The following is a 17,277-nucleotide window of genomic DNA, read 5'->3' on the forward strand; positions in this document are numbered from 1 at the left end:
TGCGGTTACGCTCCCGCCACCCGGACCTCGAGGAGGGTGGTGCCCGTGCCACGGGACGGAGCGGGCCCGGACTTCATCGAGGCCCTCGCGCGCGGCCTGGACGTGATCACCGCGTTCAAGGCGGGGCGACCGGTGATGACACTCGCCGAGGTGGCGACCGCCACCGGGCTCGCGCGCCCCACGGCGCGGCGCATCCTGCTCACCCTCACCGAGCTGGGGTACGTCCGCGCCGGCGAGCGCGGCTTCACCCTGACGCCGCGGGTGCTCGACCTCGGCGTGGCCTACGTCGACGCGCTGGGCCTGTGGGACATCGCGCGCCCGCACCTCGAACGCCTGGTGGAGCGCACGGGGGAGTCGTGCTCGGTCGCCCAGCTCGACGGCTCCGACATCGTCTACGTCGCACGCGTCGCCGTCCCGAAGATCGTGTCGCTGACCGTGCAGATCGGCACGCGCTTCCCCGCACTGCCGACGTCGCTGGGCAAGGTCCAGCTCGCCGCCCTGGCACCCGACGACCTCGAGCGCGTCCTCGCCGAGCCCACCCGCTCCGGCCTGGTCGCGCGCTGGCGTCCCGACCGCGAGGAGCGCGACGCCGCGCTGCGCGAGGTGCGCGCCCGCGGCTGGGCGCTCACCGACGAGCAGCTGGCGCCGGGCATCCGCTCGGTGGCCGCACCCCTGCGCGACGGCGAGGGCCGCGTGATCGCCGGGGTCAACGTCAACTGCCACGCCGCCGAGACGTCGGTGGCCCACCTCCTCGAGCACCACCTGCCCCTGCTGCTGCAGGCCGCGGGCGACATCTCCGCGGACTTCGCGAGCCGGGAGAGGCTGCCGAGGGTCACCGCCTGAGGGCGCTCACCCCGGATCCACCAGGTCCAGGAAGACCCACGTCGCGCCGGGCGCCAGCCCCGCCAGCCGGCGCCCGCACCCGTGCCGGACGGCCGGCCCGGACGTGACGTGCTGGGTGCCGCCGTGCAGGTCGCGGAAGACGCGGTTGAGGTCCCCGCTGCGCAGCGCGGTGGTGCCCGCCCACTGGTAGACGGTCCGCCCGACGTCCTGGGCCGCGGTCGTCGCCGTGTGCAGGGCGAGCCGCAGGAGCGTCTCCTGGTCGGCACTGAGGTGCTCGCCGCGGTCGAGGGTGGCCTCGACGTCGGCCCACACCTCCATGTTCCAGGCGCGGGCCGAGCGCAGCGTCGCCTCGGCGCGGGCGTAGTCGGCGTGGAACTCGGCGGTGTCGACGCCGGCGTTGCGGGTCCCGGTCTTCGCCGCCGCGACCGCCTGCATCTCGTCGAGCAGGCGCCGTCCGACGCCCAGCGCCCAGCCGACGTGCTGGAGGCTCGCGAAGTTCGCGAGGCCCAGCCGGAACACCGCCCCGCCGAGCAGCGGCTCGGTGGTGGTCGCGACGTAGGTGTACTCGACGGGGACGAAGACGTCCTCGCAGTGGTAGTCGACGCTGCCGGTGGCCCGCAGCCCCATGACGTCCCAGTCGTCGACGATCGTCACCTGCTCCTTGGGCAGGGTGAAGACCCGCACCTCCCCGGTGTCGACCATCGCCGCCGTGTGGATGTGCGTGGCGTGGTGCAGCCCCGAGGCGAACGACCACGAGCCGGACAGCAGGAACCCGCCCTCCACGGCGCGCGCCCGGCCCGGCCGCGTGCCCTGGCCCGCGGCGAGCGTGCGGTCGCCGTGCGCGGCGACGAGGTCGGCGAAGGGCTCCCGTCCGAGATAGGCCGCCGTGGTGCCGATGGCCATCTGCAGCGTCATGACCACCCAGCCGGTGGACGCGTCGGCCCGCGCGAGGGCCTCGATCGCCGCGATGACCTGGCGCGGCGCGAGCTCCATCCCGTCGAGCTCGCGCGGCATGCTCATCGCGTAGAGGCCGCTCGCGTGCAGGGCCTCCTCGACCTCCGGGGTGAGGCGGAAGCCCTCCTCGTTGTCCCCGGCCTCGGCGCGCAGGAGCGGGTCGAGCTCGTCGATCCGCGCCATGACCTCGTCGAACCGGTCGCTGACGTGCAGTTCTGTCGTCGGCCGCACCATCTGGTCAGTCATGACTCCTCCTCGTCCGGCTCCTCCGGCGTCTCGATCGGCTCGAGCTTGGAGAAGATCTCCTCGCGGCGGTCCTCGAACTGCTCGGGGAGCTGGAAGCGCGTCCCGAGCTCGTGCGGGGACTCGTCGCACGTCCAGCCGCCCTCGGCGTGGGTGACGGCGAGCTCGAACAGGGCCCCGGACGGCGTGCGCACGTAGACCGACTTGAAGTACTTGCGGTCCTTGAGCTCGGAGATGTCGGTGTAGCCGTTGCCCTCGATGTCGAACTTGAGCGCGTCCTGGTTCTCGAGGGTCTCGAGGTTCCAGGCGACGTGGTGGAAGGTGCCCGCGCCGTAGCGCCAGGTGCCCTGCTCCTCGCCGTTGTCGGCGATCAGCTCGACGTGGTTGCCGACGGGGTCCTGCCCGACCTGGTAGGCGGCGCGGTCGCCGTCCTCGACGAGCTTGCCCTGCGAGTGGAAGACCTCGTCGGAGAACTCGATCATCCGCTCGGGCGTGGCGACGTGGATGCCCACGCCGTGGATGCCGTGGATCGCGTACTCCGGAGGGACGCCCTGCCCGGGATGACCGACCCTGGGGTCCGCGTCGGCGGGGACGAGGGCGTACTCGATGCCGCAGGGGTGGCGGAACTCCAGGCGCCGCCGGTCGAACACCTCCGTGCTCGTGGCCTCCACGCCGCGCTCGGCGAGGCGGCTCGCCCAGAAGTCCAGCGAGTCCGCGGGCACCGACAGGAGCACCTCGCGCGCCTGGTTCGTGCCGCGGCGCCCGACGAGCCCGGCCTGGCGCCACGGGAAGGTCGTGAGCACCGCCGACGGGTCGCCGGCCGCGTTCGAGTAGTACAGGTGGTAGATCGGCAGCGAGCCGTCGAACAGCACCGTGCGCTTGATGAACCGCATGCCCAGGGTGCCGACGTGGAAGTCGACGTCCTCCTGGGCGCCGGACACCGACAACGTCGTGTGGTGCGAACCGCGGATGTGGGACACCGGGCCTCCTCGTGGCAGGGGGGTCTCGCCCGTGACGCTAGATGTGGCCCGCGTCTCGTGGCTCTCGCTACAGTGCACGGACATCTCCACCCGGTGCAGGGACGACGGTATGGACGACGAGGTCCGGGACGTCGACGCCTGGCGGGGTGCCGTCACCGGGGCCCTGCTGCCGTTCCACGTCGAGTGCACGGCCCCCGAGCGCTTCCGCGGCAGCATCAGCCGCCGCCGGCTGGGCGACACCTCGCTGATCGCGATGACGTCGCGCCCCCACCGCGCGGTGCGGACGGCCGAGCACATCGACGACGGGCCGGCCGACTACCTGCTCTCGCTCCAGCTCGCGGGCACCGCACGGTTCCGGCAGGACGACCGGACCGCCCGCGTGGACCCCGGCGACATGGTCTTCTACGACTCCGGCCGTCCCGTGGAGATCGTCAGCGGGGAGGGCTACCGCAGCCTGTGCTTCCGCTTCCCCACCGACGGCCTCGGGGCGCACCGCACCGCCGGGGAGCTGACCGCCACGACGCTGGACGCCGCCCACGGCCTCGCCCCGGCCGTCGCGGGCCTGCTCACCGGTCTGCACGAGGGCCTGGAGAGGTCGGCCGGCGACGCCGCTGCCGCGCCGCTGCTCGCCGGCGCCCGGCACGCCACCGAGCTCGCCCGGGCCCTCTTCGACGACGAGCTCGGGCGCCGGGGACTGCTCTCCACCCCCGACCCGCACGCGGAGCTGCGCGCCCGGATCGACCGCCACATCGACGCCCACCTCGCCGACCCAACGCTCTCGCCGCGGGCGGTGGCCGCGGCGCTGTTCGTCTCGCCCCGCCACCTGCACGCCCTGTTCGCCGAGGACGGGCGCACCGTCGCGGGCACCATCCGCGAGCGTCGCCTGGAGCGGTGCCTGGCCGACCTCGCCGACCCGGGCCAGGGCCCCACCCCGGTGTCGGCGATCGCGACGCGCTGGGGGTTCGCCAACGCGACGCGGTTCGGGCAGCTGGTCAAGGCCGCGACCGGGCGCACGCCGGTGGCCTACCGTCGGGCGATGTGGAGCGGGACGTCCGGCACGTGAGCACCCCCGACCCCACCCCCGACCCTGCCCTCGCGGCGCCGGGGGTCGAGGTCCACGGGGCCCCGGTGGGCACGGGATCGCTCGCGGTGGTGCTGCTGCACGGGCGTGACCAGGACCCGGGGTGGATGGACGAGCACGTGCTGACCCGCCTCGCCCCGCGGCTCGACGGCGTCGCCGTCACCTGGGTGCTCCCGGCCGCCCCCGGCCGGTCCTGGTACGCCGGGCGCGTCCACGACCCGGAGAGCGAGACCCTCGCCGAGCGCGACCGCGCCGCCGACGTCGTCGACGGGCTCGCCGACGCCCTCGTCGCCCGCGGCGTCGACGCCGGGTCGCTGGTGCTCGCCGGGTTCTCGCAGGGCGCGTGCCTCGTCGCCGACCACCTGCTGCGCAGGCCCCGACGCTGGGCGGGCGCGGTGATCTGGACCGGGGCCGCGTTCGGTCCGCCCGGCACCGACCGGTCGCTGCCCTTCTCGGCGCCGGACCGCCTGCCCCTGCGCGGGCTCCCGGTGCTCGTCACCAACGGCGACGCCGACGCGTGGGTGCCGCTCGCGGACACCGAGGAGATGGTCGCCGAGCTGCGCGCACGCGGGGCCGACGCCGAGCTGCGCGTCCAGCCCGGACGCGACCACGAGGTGGCCGACGACGAGGTGGACGCGGCGGTGGCGCTGCTGACCCGGCTCGCCCGGCGGCCTTGACGATCTCGCCGACCGCGAGCAGGCTCCGCAACGACGGACAAGTGTCCGGCTGTCGGACGGAGGCGTGAGGATGGCGTCGGAGGACCACTCCGAGGGGACCGGCGGCGGGCCGCTGGCCGGGCTGGTGGTGGCCGACTTCTCGCGGGTCCTCGCCGGGCCCTACGCGACGATGCTGCTGGCGGACCTGGGTGCCGAGGTGATCAAGGTCGAGTCGCCGCAGGGCGACGAGACGCGCACCTGGATGCCGCCGAAGCGCGACGAGACGTCGACCTACTACCTCGGGATCAACCGCGGGAAGCGCTCGATCGCGCTCGACCTGCGCGACGCCGAGGACGTCGCCGTGGGCAAGGAGCTCGCCCGACGCGCCGACGTCCTCATCGAGAACCTGCGCCCGGGCGGCATGGCCAAGTACGGGCTGGACTACGAGTCCGTCGCGGCCGACAACCCGGGCCTCGTCTACGCCTCGATCTCGGGCTTCGGGTCCACCGGCGGCGGGCACGTGCCGGGCTACGACCTCATGGTCCAGGCGGTGTCCGGGCTGATGAGCCTCACCGGCGCCCCCGACGGGCCGCCCTTCCGCGCCGGCATCTCGATCTTCGACGTGATGGCGGGCAAGGACGCGCTCATCGGCATCCTGGCCGCGCTGCGCCACCGCGACGCGACGGGGAAGGGCCAGCACGTCGAGGTCAGCCTGCTCGGCTCGGCGATGTCGGGGATGGTCAACCAGAGCTCGGCGTACGCCGCGGGCGGCGTCGTCCCCACGCGGATGGGCAACGCCCACCCCAGCGTCGTGCCCTACGAGCCGCTGCCGACCGCGGACAACGACCTCATCGTCGCTGCCGCCAACGACGGCCTGTTCCGCAAGCTGGTCGTCGTGCTCGGGCGACCCGAGCTGGCCGACGACCCGCGGTTCCTGCGCAACGCCGACCGCACCGAGCACCGCGAGGAGCTGCGCCCGATCCTCATCGAGGCGCTCTCGGCGAAGGGCGCCGAGGAGTGGTTCGACCTCCTCGTCGACGCCGGGGTGCCGTGCGGGCCGATCAACTCCGTGGCGGGCGGCTTCGCCATCGCCGAGCGCTTCGGGCTCGACCCGATCGTCAGCGTCGGGGAGGGGGAGCGGGCGGTGCCCACCACGCGCAACCCCATCCGCTTCTCCGGCACGCCGGCCGTCTACGAGCTGCCGCCGCCGGAGCTCGACGAGCACGGCGCGGAGCTGCGCCGCTGGCTGACGACACCGGAGGGGCAGGCATGACCGAGGACCCCGCCGGCCCGTACGCCACCCCGGTGTACCCGACCGCCCTCGGCGCCGCCTCCAAGGACGAGATCACGCTGCTCGGGCACGACCTCGCCCGCGACGTCATGGGGGAGGTCTCGTTCGGCGAGCTCGCGTTCTGGCTCGCGACCCAGCGCCGTCCGACGCCGGGGGAGACCCGGGTGTTCGAGGCGGTGCTCGCCGCGCTCGCCGACCACGGCTACACGCCCACCGCGATCATCAGCAGGCTCGCCCTCCTGTCCGCGCCCGACTCCGTGCAGGGCGCGCTGGCCGCCGGCCTGCTGGCCGGGGGCTCGCGGTTCCTCGGCGTCACCGAGGACTGCGGACGGTTCCTGCACGCGGTGCTGGTGGAGAACACGATCCCCACCGACGACGCCGGCTGGGACGCCCTGGCCCTGGAGACCGTGACGGCGCAGCGGGCGGCCGGGAAGTTCGTCCCCGGGCTCGGTCACCACGTCCACAAGGACGGCGACCCGCGCACCCCGCGGCTCATGGAGATCGCGACCGAGGAGGGCCTGTTCGGCCCGCACCTGGCGCTGTTCGCCGCGATCGGGCGGGTGCACCCCCAGGTGCTCGGCAAGACCCTGCCGCTGAACGGCGCCGGGGTGTGCGGGGCGGCGCTCGCCGACCTCGGCCTGCCGCTCGAGCTGCTGCGCGCCTTCGCCCTGCTCGCCCGCACGGCGGGGCTCATCGGCCAGCTCGCCGAGGAGCTGCGCCACCCCGTCGCGAACGACATCTTCCTGTCGGTGGACCGCAACAACCGTCCGACGGACCCTGATCCGTACTACTCCGCAGACCTCTAGCCACCAGGAGGGCGCGATGGCGCACCCGGTCACTCCTACTGTCGTCACCGAGGACACGATCACCGACCTCGCCGCCGCCCGGTGGGGCACGGCGCACGACCCGCGCACGGCGGAGCTGATGAGTGCGCTCGTCCGCCACCTCCACGCGTTCGCGCGCGAGACCCGGCTGACCGAGGCCGAGTGGATGGCGGCGGTGCGTTGGCTCACCGACGTCGGGCAGATCAGCGACGACAAGCGCGAGGAGTTCATCCTCACCTCGGACGTGCTGGGCCTGTCGATGCTGGTCGTGCAGCAGAACCACCGCTTCGCCGAGGGCGCGACGCCCGCCACCGTGCTCGGGCCGTTCCACATCGAGGGCTCGCCGGAGCTGGGCTACGGCGCGGACATGTCCGAGGGCCTGCCCGGCACCCCGCTCTACGTCCACGGCACGGTGCGCTCGCTCGACGGCGGGCCGATCCCCGGCGCGGTGCTCGACGTCTGGCAGGCGGACTCCGACGGCGCCTACGAGTCGCAGCTCGACGTCGACGAGGCGCGCCTGCGCGGGAAGTACACCGCCCGCGAGGACGGCACGTACTGCGTCCGCACGATCGCCCCGCTCGGCTACGCGATCCCCATGGACGGGCCGGTCGGCACCCTCATCTCGAAGACCGACATCAGCCACTACCGGCCCGCCCACGTGCACTTCCTGCTCAACGTGCCCGGCTTCGAGCCGCTGATCACGCACCTCTTCCGCGAGGGCGCGCAGTACCTCGACAGCGACGTCGTCTTCGGCGTGAAGCGCGAGCTGGTCGTGACCTTCACCGAGCGCGAGCCGGGCCCGACGCCCGACGGCGGGCACAGCGACGTCCCGTGGTGCGAGGCCGCGTACGACTTCGTGCTGCAGCCGGCCGCCTGACCGACACCCCCGAGGAGCCCCCGTGCCGACCCTGCCCCTGCTGCCGACGTCGTTGGTCGGCAGCTACGCCCAGCCCGACTGGCTCATCGACCGCGCCAAGCTCGCGGGGCGCTTCCCGCCCCGGGTGCGGGCCAAGGAGCTGTGGCGGGTCGCCCCGGAGTTCCTCGCGCAGGCCCAGGACGACGCCACGCTCCTGGCGATCACGGCGCAGGAGGACGCGGGGCTGGACGTCCTCACCGACGGCGAGATCCGTCGCGAGAGCTACTCGAACCACTTCGCGACGGCCCTCGACGGCGTCGACGTCGACAACCCGGGCAGCGCGCTGGACCGCAGCGGGCACCCGAACCCGGTCCCGCGCATCACCGGCCCGATCGCGCGGCCCCGGCCGATCCAGGTCGACGACCTGCGCTTCCTGCGCGCGGCGACCGACCACACGATCAAGATGACCGTGCCCGGGCCGTTCACGATGTCCCAGCAGGCCCAGGACGACCACTACGGCGACCCGGAGGCCGCGGCGATGGCCTACGCCGCGGTGGTGAACGCCGAGGTCCGCGACCTCTTCGCCGCCGGGGCCGACGTCGTGCAGATCGACGAGCCGTACATGCAGGCCCGTCCCGAGGCCGCGCGGGCCTACGGGCTGGCGGCGCTCGACGCCGCGCTCGACGGCGTCACCGGCACGACGGCCGTGCACATCTGCTTCGGCTACGCCGCGATCATCCACGAGCGGCCCGAGGGGTACTCGTTCCTGCCCGAGCTCGCGGGCAGCCCGGTCCAGCAGATCTCCATCGAGACCGCGCAGTCCGGGCTCGACCTCGGGGTGCTGCGCGACCTCACCGACAAGACGATCATCCTCGGGGTGCTCGACCTGTCCGACCCGGCGGTCGAGACGGCCGAGACCGTCGCCGGCCGCGCCCGTCGCGCCCTCGAGCTGCTCCCGCCGGAGCAGGTCGTCCTCGCCCCCGACTGCGGGCTGAAGTACCTGCCGCGCGACGCGGCCGAGGGCAAGATGCGCGCGCTCGCCGCCGGGGCGGCGCTGCTGCGCGCGGAGCTCGCGTAGACGGTCAGGCCCTCGTTCGTCGGGTCATCGCGTCACCGAGGTCGCGGATCGCCCGGCTGCTGCGGTCGGCCGCGAGGACGTGGCCGCCCGCGATGACCAGGGCGATCGGCCACTCGAGGAGGCCCAGGGTCGTGAGCCCGGCGATCCCTCCGACATAGGCGAGCTCGGGACGCGACATCTCGATCGGGCCCAGCAGCGGCAGCCGGAGGGTGACGCCGTCGGGGCCGCTCCGGCGGACCTGTGCGGGGTCGGGAACCGTCGGCTCGCGGGCCGCGAGGGGTGCTGTCGTCATCCCGCAGCGTGCCCGTCCCGCCGTCGCCGTACGCCGCGATCCCCGGACGCCGCGATCCGGACGGGCCGGGGGATCGACCTCTCGGCCCAGTGGGTACCACCGCTCGTCAGCGCCGTTGGCGTCGTTCGAGCAGGAGGAAGCCCATGGCCGACCCCAGCGAGTCCACCAAGGCGACCCGCGCGGGTCAGCGCATCGCCGGCGCCGCCAAGCAGGCGGCCGGAGCGATCAGCGACAACCAGGACCTGCGCGCCGAGGGTGAGCTCCAGCAGGAGAAGGCGGACGCGGCGAAGGAGGCCAAGCGCGCCGACGAGTTCGCCGCGCAGAAGCGCGAGGAGGCCGAGGCCACCGCCCGCGAGGAGGAGCTCCGCGTCGAGCGCGAGCGCCTGGCGGCCGAGGACGCCGCCGCCGCGCGCGAGGAGCGCGCGGAGCAGGACCGGCAGGCCGAGCAGCAGCAGGCCGCCCGGGACACCGCGGTGCGCCGGCAGGCCACCGAGCAGGTCGCGCAGGCCCGCGAGCAGGACCTGCGGCGCGACGAGGTGGACGCCGTGCACGAACGCGTCGCCGCCGAGGAGCGCGCGCAGGACGAGGAAGTGCGAGCCGAGCAGGCCCGTCGCGACGCGGCCGCGCTCGAGAGTGTCGAGAAGGAGGAGTCCTGAGATGACCAATCCGGTGGCCGCGGTGCCGCGGACGATCGTGTCGCTGGGCTTCGGCGCGGCGCGCGTGCCGGTCGACCTGCTCGCGCAGGTGACCGGGAACGGCAACAACCGTGAATGGGGTCCGACGCTCGCCTTCGACAGCGTCGAGGCGACGGTGCGCGGGCTGTTGGGCTCGCTGCTCGGGGACCCGGAGCTGGCTGCGCAGGGTCACGTGAAGGAGGCCCGGGTGCAGCAGCGGACCGAGGCCGCGGAGCGGGACCGCGCGGCGGACGCGCGACGCGAGGTCGCCGACGACCGGTTGCAGCGCCGGCGCGAGGAGGACCAGCAGGCGCGCGAGCAGGTCCGGGACCAGGCGCAGGAGCAGAAGCAGCAGCTGGAGGAGGAGCGCCGACAGCGCGCGCAGGAGGCCGAGGAGCGCGAGGAGAAGCGCAAGGAGCAGGCCCGGCGCGACGAGCAGAAGGCGCAGGAGCGCGCCGACGAGCACGCGCAGGAGGCCCACCGCACGCGGGTGGCCGAGGAGTCCGAGGCCGTGGCCGCCGAGCGCGAGGCGGCGGAGCGCAAGGCCGAGGCCCTCGAGCTGGCCGAGGCCGCCGACGAGGCGCGCCGCCGGCGCTGACGGCGGCGGGCCCCGTCGGCCCGTCAGTAGTCCGGCAGGTCGATGGCGGTGGCGGCCGAGGCCACCCAGTGCTCGTCGAAGCCCTCGACGGCCTCGGTCGCCCCGCTCATCTCCCGGACACGCGCGGCGTTGACCAGCGCCAGCTCCTGGTTGGCGGCGACGAACCCGCGCATCCGTGCCTCGTAGGCGGCGAACCCCGCGGCGTGGTCGCCGCCTGCGCGCGCGAGCTCGCCCGCGAGCACGTAGCCGCCGACCATCGCGAGGCTCGTGCCCTGCCCCGACACCGCGGTGGCGCAGTAGCCCGCGTCCCCCACGAGCGCGACCGGGCCGGGCGTCGTCGTCGACCACGACGGCATCCGCACCTGGGTCATGGGCGTGAGGTAGAAGTCCGGCGCGCCCGCCATCCCCTCGAGCAGGTCGGGGATCCACCAGCCGCCGCCGGTGAACGCCTCCGCGACGAGCCGGCGCTGGGCGTCGAGGTCGCGGTGGTCGTAGACGACGTCGGGGTCGGAGAAGCCCATGACGGCGCGTACCTCCGCGTTCGCCCGTGCCGTGTAGACCCCGACCATCGCGTCGGGGCGCTGCAGGAACACCTGCCAGCGGTCGAGGCCGAACGTGTTGGGCAGCGTGAAGACCGCGAGGTGCTGGCCGAGCGGCACGAGCCGCCCGTCGTCGTCCGCGCCGAAGGCCAGGCGCCGGATGCCGGAGAACTGCCCGTCCGCGCCCACCACGACGTCGACCTCGCGCGCGTCACCGGTCGCGAACCGGGCCGTGACGCGACCGCCGGGTGCCGGGTCGAGGGCGACGACGCGGTCGCCGTACCGGACCTCGATGCCGGCCAGGGACGCCTCGAGGACGTCGACGAGGTCGTCACGCAGGATCTCGACGTCGGGTCCGTCGACCGGGCCGCCGGTGAGGGTGAGGTCGGTGGTGTGCGTCAGCTCGGTGCCGTCCTCGTCGACGATCGACATGCCGCGCATGTCGGTGCGGGCCGCGCGCAGCGCGTCGGCGACGCCCATGCGCTCCGCGACGGTGAGTGCGGGTCCCCGCAGGTCCACGGCCTGCCCACCCCCGCGGGGGGCCGGCGCGGCCTCGACGACCACGGGGGTCAGGCCGTGGTACCGCAGCCACCACGCCGTCGTGGCGCCGGCCACGCCGCCGCCGGAGACGAGTACGTCGGTCATCGGGTCCTCCTGTCGGTACGGTGTACGGACAGACGATGACCTGGTGGGCGGCGAGGCCGGTGCCACTGTGCTGGGACAGGTGGGACAGCGATGGGCGGCGACCTCCCCTCCGGTGATCTCCCGTCCGCGCGCATCGCCGCGGCGCTGCGGGCCCGCATCGCCGCCGGCGAGCTCGCGCCCGGCGACCCGGTGCCCTCGACGCGCGCGCTCGTCGCCGAGCACGGCGTCGCGAGCGCCACCGCCGCGCGCGCCCTGACACAGCTGCGTGACGAGGGCTGGGTGCGCACCGTGCCGCGCGTCGGCTCGGTCGTGGCGCCCCGCGAGCCGGAGCCCGCCGCGGTGTCGTCGCGAGGGCCCGACCTCGATCGCCTCGTCGCGGACGCGGTGGCGATGGCCGACGCGGACGGCCTCGCGGGACTCTCGATGCGCCGGCTGGCGAGCGAGGTCGGGGTGCCGACGATGTCGCTCTACCGGCTCGTGCGCAGCAAGGACGAGCTGGTCGTGCACATGATCGAGGCCGCCTTCGCGGAGGCCCCGCTGCCGCCTCCCCGGGGTGACTGGCGCGCCCGGCTCGAGGCCGCGGCGCGGACCCAGTGGCGGGTCCACCGGCGCCATCCCTGGGTGGCGCGCGTGCTCTCGCTGAGCCGGCCGCAGGCGCTCCCGTCGCTGCTCGCGCTCGCCGACCACGAGCTCGCCGCGCTCGAGGAGGTCGTGGCGGACCCTGTCGAGCGCTTCGACCTGCACGTCGCCCTGACCAGCTACGTGCGCGGCATGGCCGTCGACCTCGCCGCCGAGCGGGACGCCGAGGCCGACACGGGGCTCGACGCCGACACGTGGGCGGCCCGGGACCGCGGGGTGCAGGAGGCCCTGCGTCGCCACGGGGGGCCCGCCCTGCGACGCGTCGGCGACTACCCCTACGAGCTCTCGAGGATCTTCGACGCCGGCTTGCGCGTCCTGCTCGACGGGATCGCCGCGCGGTCAGCGTGACGGGCTGCTCGTCACGCCGGTGTACTGGACGAGGAACGCGGTCACCAGGTCCGTCGCCTCCCTCTGGGCGGCCGCCAGTCCGGGCCGGGTGCCGCCGAACGCGATGCCCCCGCTCCACGGCGCCTCGGTGGGCAGCAGCGCGCACCGGATCAGGTGCCCGGCGCCGGGGAAGGCGTGGTGCTGGTCGTCGACGCGGGCGCGGCGCGCCAGCAGGGTCTGCGCCATCGGGCCGGACGGCCAGAGCGCGTCGTCGTCGCCGGTGAGGACGAGCAGGGGACAGGGGACCTCCTCGGCCGCGAGGGCGGCCGCGTCGCTCGTGCCCCGCGCGAGGCCCGCCTCGTAGGCCGGGCGCAGTCGCAGCAGGGTCGGCCGGTGCGCCGCGACGTCGCGGCGGACGCGGAGCGCGTTGCGCACGAGCTGCGTCATCAGCACCCCGCTCGGGAGGGGCTGCCACGGCAGCGGGGCGCCGCGCAGCGTCCAGGACGGGGCGCCGGGCACCTCGCCACCGCCGCCGATCGCCTGCCAGGTGACGCTGCTCGGGCTGACGAGCACCAGCGCGGTCGGGTGGACGAGCCCCGCGACCGCGGCGGCGAGGACCCCTCGGAGCCGCGCGAGATCGCCGTCGCGCCCACCCGCGTCGGGTCGACCGCGGCGTGGCCTGCGAGGAGGTCGAACGCCTCCGCGAACCGTTCCAGCGGCACCTCCCGGACCGCCGTCGCGGCGTCCTCCTCGGTGATCCACGAGGCCGCGAGCGCGACCAGGCCGCGCGAGGCCAGCGCCGTCGCGAGCCCGAGCTGGGTGTCCGACCCGCCCTCGGAGCCGCCGAAGCACGCGACCGCGGCCAGCCGGTCGCCGGCGGTCGCGTCGGCGGGGAGCGCGAGGTGGGCGACGCGGCCCCCGAGGTGCACGGTCTCGATCCGCACGCCGGGACCGGCCGTGTGCCGCCGGACGGTGCGCGTCGCGGAGCGTCCACCCGAGTGGGCCCGCACCGTGACCTGCCACGGCTCGGCGGGCGGGATGAACAGCGACGGCGTGGGGTCCCCGCCGCCCGACGAGGCCTCGGGCACGCCGACGCAGCGCATCGCCCAGATCGGGGCGTCGCCGTCGGCGACGTCCCAGTCGCCGCCGGTCGGGGTGACCCGGCCCGCGTCCACGACGCCGTCGGGGCCTGCGGGCAGCGTCGCGCGGGAGCGCCAGGTGCGGCCGACGAGGTCGGTGCCCTCGACCTCGAGCTCGACGGGCCCGTCGGCGCCGCGGACGACGAGGTCGAACGGCTCGTCGTGGCGCTGGCCGGCGGCGAGGTCGATCTCCAGGCCGTCGGACGCGTCGGGCGGCGGGGCGCCCTGGGCCACGGGCGCCGGGTCGCCGGCGGAGCGGGCGTCGATCTCCGCCGACCGGGACGCGAACCACGGCGGGAACGCCCCCGAGACCGTGCCGCCCAGCCCGAGCAGCACGAACGGCGCCACCCAGTAGCAGAGGATCGACAGGGTGTCGTTCGCGTCCAGCATGGTGGCCGACCCGTCGACGATCGGGGGGATCGCCGAGAGCAGCGTCATCAGCGCGAACAGGCCGGCCCACAGCCAGGTCATCGCCGTGGTGATCGCGCGGAAGCCGTCGGTGCGGGCGGTGACGGCGTCGACGGTCGGCGTCGCGTAGTCCAGGACGAACGGGCGCCCGACGGCGAGGCCCGCGAGCACGACCGCCAGCAGCCCGGCGTTGCCCAGCGGCTGCAGCCACCGCTCGAGCACGTCGTCCGGGACCACGAACGCGAGCACGGCGAGGACGACGAAGACCACGAGCGTGCCGGTGTCGAGCGTCCGGCCGGGGAGGTGCCGCAGGCGCCCGACCAGCAGCGCCAGTCCGGAGACGGGCACGGCCACCAGCACCGCGAGCTGGAAGGGGACGTTGCCGACGAGGACCCAGTAGACGATCCAGGGCAGGAAGCCGACGACGAAGGCCATGCCCGGATGATCGGGCCCGCGCCCGCTCAGGACCGAGAGTCGGTGGTCCCCGCCGCCCGATCGGACGAGCCGGCGCCCGACCTGGCCCCCGGCCGGTGCGTCTCGTGCAGCAACCACGCGCACACGGCGGTGATCAGGCCCATCACGAGCAGGTAGGCCGAGACCGACGCCGAGGTGCCGGTGGCCTGGTACAGCGCCACGGCGATCAGCGGCGCGAGCCCGCCGCCCAGCACCGCGCCGATCTGGTAGCCCAGCGAGGCGCCGGAGTAGCGGACCTCGGCGCTGAACAGCTCGGCGAACAGTGCCGCCTGCGGCCCGTACATGGCCGAGTTCGCGATCCCGCCGAGCAGCAGGCCGACGAAGATCAGGAAGGTCGACCTGGTGTCGATGAGCCAGAAGACCGGGAAGGCGACGAGCACCGTCCCGATCGCCCCCGCCAGGTAGACCGGCCGTCGGCCCACCCGGTCGGACAGCAGGGCGAAGAGCGGGATGAGCGCGAGGTTGACGGCGCTGGACCCGAGGATGCCGACGAGCATCGTGGACTCGGGGAGGCCGAGGACCTTCGTGCCGTAGGACAGCGCGTAGACGATGTAGATGTAGAAGCCACCGTTGACCGCGATGAACGAGCCCGCCGCGAGCAGGACCTGACGCGGGTGCGAGCGCAGCACCTCGAGGATCGGCGAGCGCTTCTTCGCCCCGCCCTCCGCCTGGACCTGCTTGAACGCCGGGGTGTCCTCCAGGCGCAGCTGCGCGTAGAGGGCGACGCCGATCAGCAGGATCGACAGGAGGAACGGGACGCGCCAGCCCCAGGACTCGAACGCCTCCTCGCCGAGACCGGCCTCGAGGCCGAGGAAGATCCCGTTCGAGAGGATGACGGCGATCGGCACGCCGAGCTGCGGGAAGCTGCCGTAGAAGCCCTTGCGGTCCGGCGGGGCGTACTCGGTGGCGATGAGGACCGCGCCGCCCCACTGCCCGCCCACGGCGAGCCCCTGCAGGATGCGCAGGACGAACAGCAGCACCGGCGCGGCGACGCCGATCGTCGCGTAGCTGGGCAGCAGCCCCACCAGCGTCGTCGACGCCCCCATGAGGAACAACGCCGAGACCAGCGCCTTCTTGCGCCCGATGCGGTCGCCGAAGTGGCCCCAGATGATCCCGCCGATCGGCCGGGCGATGAACCCGACCGCGAAGGAGCTGAACGCCGCGAGCGTGCCGAGGAACGGGTCGACGCTCGGGAAGAACGCGGTGTTGAGGACCAGCGCGGCGGCGGTCCCGTAGATGAAGAAGTCGTACCACTCGATGGTCGACCCGAGCAGGCTCACCAGCGACGTCCGGCGCACCTCACCCCGACCCACGCCCGTTGCGGTCATGGGCATCGAGCCTCGTCCGGCCCCGGCCCGGACGGAATGGGCGCGGTGCACAAGATGTGACGTGGACCGCACAGCCCGTAGCACGGCATGCTGCCGCGATGGCCGCTCCCGCCCGCCCGGACGCCGCCCGGGAGACGCTCACCGTGCTGTGCCGCGCGCTGCTGGAGGACGTCGACGGCCTCGCCGACCGGCTCACCCGGCGGATCCTCGAGCGCGAGGACGTCTACGGGGTGCTCGGTGTCCCGGTGCGCGACGACCTGCGCGCGACCTGCCGGGCGAGCCTCGAGCGGCTGCTCACCCAGCTCGCCGGCGACCTGCCCGTCGACGTCGACGCGGCCGCCCTCACCGTCGACACCGGGCGGCGCCGAGCGCGCCAGGGCGTGCCGCTCGAGGTCGTGCTGCGCGCCTACCGCCAGTGCGGGCGGCTGGTCTGGGAGCGGATGCGGGCGGTGTCGCAGGAGCGGTTCGCCGGGGCGCACGACGCGGCGCTGTTGGTGGTCGCCGACGACGTGTGGCGCATCCTCGACGCGAGCTCCGACCGTCTCGTCGACGCCTACCGGCGCGAGGAGACGCGGCTGCGCGGCCTCGAGCTGGGCCGGCGCTGGGCGGTGCTCGAGGGCCTGCTCGCCGGGCGCGGCCGCGAGCCCGGCGCGGCCCGGGACGCCGCCCGGGTGCTCGACGTGGCCGAGGACGCCGAGATCCTCTGCGTCGTCGCGCCCGTCGCCGACGCCGACGACGACCCGCTGCCCGCGCCCGCCGAGGCCCTCACCGGCGTCGCGACCTCGATCTGGCACGCCCGCGCCGCCGAGGTGGTCGGCGTGATCGTGCCGCCCGAGGACGCGTCGGCGGCGATCCCCGCGGTGCTCGCGGCGCTGCGCCGGCGCGCCCACGGCCCGGTGGGCGTGTCCCCGGTGGTGCGCGGGCTCGGCGAGCTCGACATCGCCCACCGGTGGGCGCGCCTCGCGGCCCGGACGCTCCCGCCGGGCGCCGGTGCCGTCGCCGGGCTCGACGAGCGGCTGCCCGAGGCCCTGCTGGGCGAGGCGCCGGACCTCGTGCCCCGGCTTCGCCGCGCCGCCCTGGGCGACCTGCTCGACCTGCCCGCGCCCGAGCGCGCCACGCTGCTCGCCACCCTGCGCGCCGTCCTCGACGCCGACGGCTCGCCCTCGCACGCCGCGTCCGCCCTGTACTGCCACCGCAACACGGTCATGTACCGGCTCGCGCGGATCGAGGCGCTCACCGGCCGCCGCGTCGCCGCCGCCCGCGACCGCCTGCTCCTCGGCCTCGCCCTCGTCGCGGCGGACGAGCCGGGCTGATCCGGCCTGCCTGTTCCGGGCGATCACGGGCACGTGGTGCACCTCGGGAGGCCATGACGGGTGTGTCAGGTGCTCGTGATCACCGGCGCAGGGTC

Annotated in this window: 18 protein-coding genes; 11 read left to right on the forward strand and 7 right to left on the reverse strand. The window is 74.9% G+C overall.

Features of this window, described 5'->3' with window-relative positions; genetic code table 11:
• The first annotated feature begins 45 nt into the window (after positions 1–45).
• Complete coding sequence (locus tag ACQPYN_RS06455) at positions 46–843, forward strand: IclR family transcriptional regulator domain-containing protein (RefSeq protein WP_433034755.1); 798 nt, start codon at positions 46–48, stop codon at positions 841–843.
• A 6-nt stretch (positions 844–849) separates the two neighbouring features.
• Here the strand turns inward: ACQPYN_RS06455 and ACQPYN_RS06460 are convergent, their stop codons facing one another.
• Positions 850–2,043 carry an acyl-CoA dehydrogenase family protein gene (locus tag ACQPYN_RS06460; protein ID WP_433034758.1) on the reverse strand — a complete coding sequence of 398 codons (1,194 nt, stop codon included), beginning with the start codon at positions 2,041–2,043 and terminating at the stop codon, positions 850–852.
• Positions 2,040–3,020, reverse strand: a complete 981-nt coding sequence (locus ACQPYN_RS06465; RefSeq protein WP_433034761.1) for a VOC family protein — start codon at positions 3,018–3,020, stop codon at positions 2,040–2,042. The genes ACQPYN_RS06460 and ACQPYN_RS06465 overlap by 4 nt, the downstream gene beginning before the upstream one ends.
• 109 nt (positions 3,021–3,129) lie before the next feature.
• Here ACQPYN_RS06465 and ACQPYN_RS06470 point away from each other — a divergent pair, with 109 nt between their 5' ends.
• The 6 genes from ACQPYN_RS06470 to ACQPYN_RS06495 all read left to right on the forward strand — a co-directional run bounded on the left by ACQPYN_RS06470 (position 3,130) and on the right by ACQPYN_RS06495 (position 8,806).
• A complete protein-coding gene (locus ACQPYN_RS06470) occupies positions 3,130–4,083 on the forward strand; it encodes a helix-turn-helix domain-containing protein (protein WP_433034764.1) in 954 nt (317 codons plus the stop codon).
• On the forward strand, positions 4,080–4,778 hold the full coding sequence (locus ACQPYN_RS06475; protein ID WP_433034767.1) for an alpha/beta hydrolase: 699 nt from the start codon (positions 4,080–4,082) through the stop codon (positions 4,776–4,778). The genes ACQPYN_RS06470 and ACQPYN_RS06475 overlap by 4 nt, the downstream gene beginning before the upstream one ends.
• A gap of 70 nt (positions 4,779–4,848) precedes the next feature.
• A complete protein-coding gene (locus tag ACQPYN_RS06480) occupies positions 4,849–6,030 on the forward strand; it encodes a CaiB/BaiF CoA transferase family protein (protein ID WP_433034769.1) in 1,182 nt (393 codons plus the stop codon).
• A complete protein-coding gene (locus ACQPYN_RS06485; RefSeq protein ID WP_433034772.1) occupies positions 6,027–6,854 on the forward strand; it encodes a citryl-CoA lyase in 828 nt (275 codons plus the stop codon). Before ACQPYN_RS06480 ends, ACQPYN_RS06485 begins: the two co-directional genes overlap by 4 nt.
• 16 nt (positions 6,855–6,870) lie before the next feature.
• Positions 6,871–7,749 carry a dioxygenase gene (locus ACQPYN_RS06490; RefSeq protein WP_433034775.1) on the forward strand — a complete coding sequence of 293 codons (879 nt, stop codon included), beginning with the start codon at positions 6,871–6,873 and terminating at the stop codon, positions 7,747–7,749.
• 22 nt (positions 7,750–7,771) lie between these two features.
• Positions 7,772–8,806 (forward strand): 5-methyltetrahydropteroyltriglutamate--homocysteine methyltransferase, encoded by a 1,035-nt coding sequence (locus ACQPYN_RS06495; RefSeq protein WP_433034778.1) that lies wholly within the window; start codon positions 7,772–7,774, stop codon positions 8,804–8,806.
• A 4-nt stretch (positions 8,807–8,810) separates the two neighbouring features.
• On the opposite strand, the gene ACQPYN_RS06500 is transcribed toward ACQPYN_RS06495, so the two are convergent.
• Positions 8,811–9,098, reverse strand: coding sequence for a hypothetical protein (locus tag ACQPYN_RS06500; protein ID WP_433034781.1), 288 nt, complete (start codon positions 9,096–9,098; stop codon positions 8,811–8,813).
• Positions 9,099–9,241: 143 nt separating this feature from the next.
• Between ACQPYN_RS06500 and ACQPYN_RS06505 the strand changes: the two genes are divergently transcribed.
• Together ACQPYN_RS06505 and ACQPYN_RS06510 are read left to right on the forward strand one after the other, a co-directional pair.
• On the forward strand, positions 9,242–9,754 hold the full coding sequence (locus tag ACQPYN_RS06505) for a hypothetical protein (protein WP_433034784.1): 513 nt from the start codon (positions 9,242–9,244) through the stop codon (positions 9,752–9,754).
• Position 9,755: 1 nt separating this feature from the next.
• Entirely contained in the window at positions 9,756–10,370 is a 615-nt protein-coding gene (locus ACQPYN_RS06510) for a hypothetical protein (protein ID WP_433034787.1), read from the forward strand.
• Between the two features lie 23 nt (positions 10,371–10,393).
• On the opposite strand, the gene ACQPYN_RS06515 is transcribed toward ACQPYN_RS06510, so the two are convergent.
• On the reverse strand, positions 10,394–11,554 hold the full coding sequence (locus ACQPYN_RS06515) for an FAD-dependent monooxygenase (RefSeq protein WP_433034790.1): 1,161 nt from the start codon (positions 11,552–11,554) through the stop codon (positions 10,394–10,396).
• A 90-nt stretch (positions 11,555–11,644) separates the two neighbouring features.
• Here ACQPYN_RS06515 and ACQPYN_RS06520 point away from each other — a divergent pair, with 90 nt between their 5' ends.
• The gene (locus ACQPYN_RS06520; protein WP_433034793.1) at positions 11,645–12,541 is read left to right on the forward strand and encodes a GntR family transcriptional regulator; all 897 of its coding nucleotides are present in this window, start codon (positions 11,645–11,647) and stop codon (positions 12,539–12,541) included.
• On the opposite strand, the gene ACQPYN_RS06525 is transcribed toward ACQPYN_RS06520, so the two are convergent.
• The 3 genes from ACQPYN_RS06525 to ACQPYN_RS06535 are packed head-to-tail and all read right to left on the reverse strand — an operon-like array spanning position 12,533 to position 15,869.
• Positions 12,533–12,967 carry an acyl-CoA thioester hydrolase/BAAT C-terminal domain-containing protein gene (locus ACQPYN_RS06525; protein WP_433034796.1) on the reverse strand — a complete coding sequence of 145 codons (435 nt, stop codon included), beginning with the start codon at positions 12,965–12,967 and terminating at the stop codon, positions 12,533–12,535. The two genes, ACQPYN_RS06520 and ACQPYN_RS06525, sit on opposite strands and share 9 nt — an antisense overlap.
• Positions 12,967–14,502, reverse strand: coding sequence for an acyl-CoA thioesterase/BAAT N-terminal domain-containing protein (locus ACQPYN_RS06530; protein ID WP_433034799.1), 1,536 nt, complete (start codon positions 14,500–14,502; stop codon positions 12,967–12,969). Before ACQPYN_RS06530 ends, ACQPYN_RS06525 begins: the two co-directional genes overlap by 1 nt.
• A gap of 26 nt (positions 14,503–14,528) precedes the next feature.
• On the reverse strand, positions 14,529–15,869 hold the full coding sequence (locus tag ACQPYN_RS06535; protein WP_433034802.1) for an MFS transporter: 1,341 nt from the start codon (positions 15,867–15,869) through the stop codon (positions 14,529–14,531).
• Between the two features lie 98 nt (positions 15,870–15,967).
• Here ACQPYN_RS06535 and ACQPYN_RS06540 point away from each other — a divergent pair, with 98 nt between their 5' ends.
• A complete protein-coding gene (locus ACQPYN_RS06540; RefSeq protein ID WP_433034805.1) occupies positions 15,968–17,182 on the forward strand; it encodes a PucR family transcriptional regulator in 1,215 nt (404 codons plus the stop codon).
• Positions 17,183–17,277: the final 95 nt, after the last annotated feature.

It is taken from the genome of Actinomycetospora sp. CA-053990, from assembly GCF_050948445.1.
GTDB lineage: Bacteria > Actinomycetota > Actinomycetes > Mycobacteriales > Pseudonocardiaceae > Actinomycetospora > Actinomycetospora callitridis.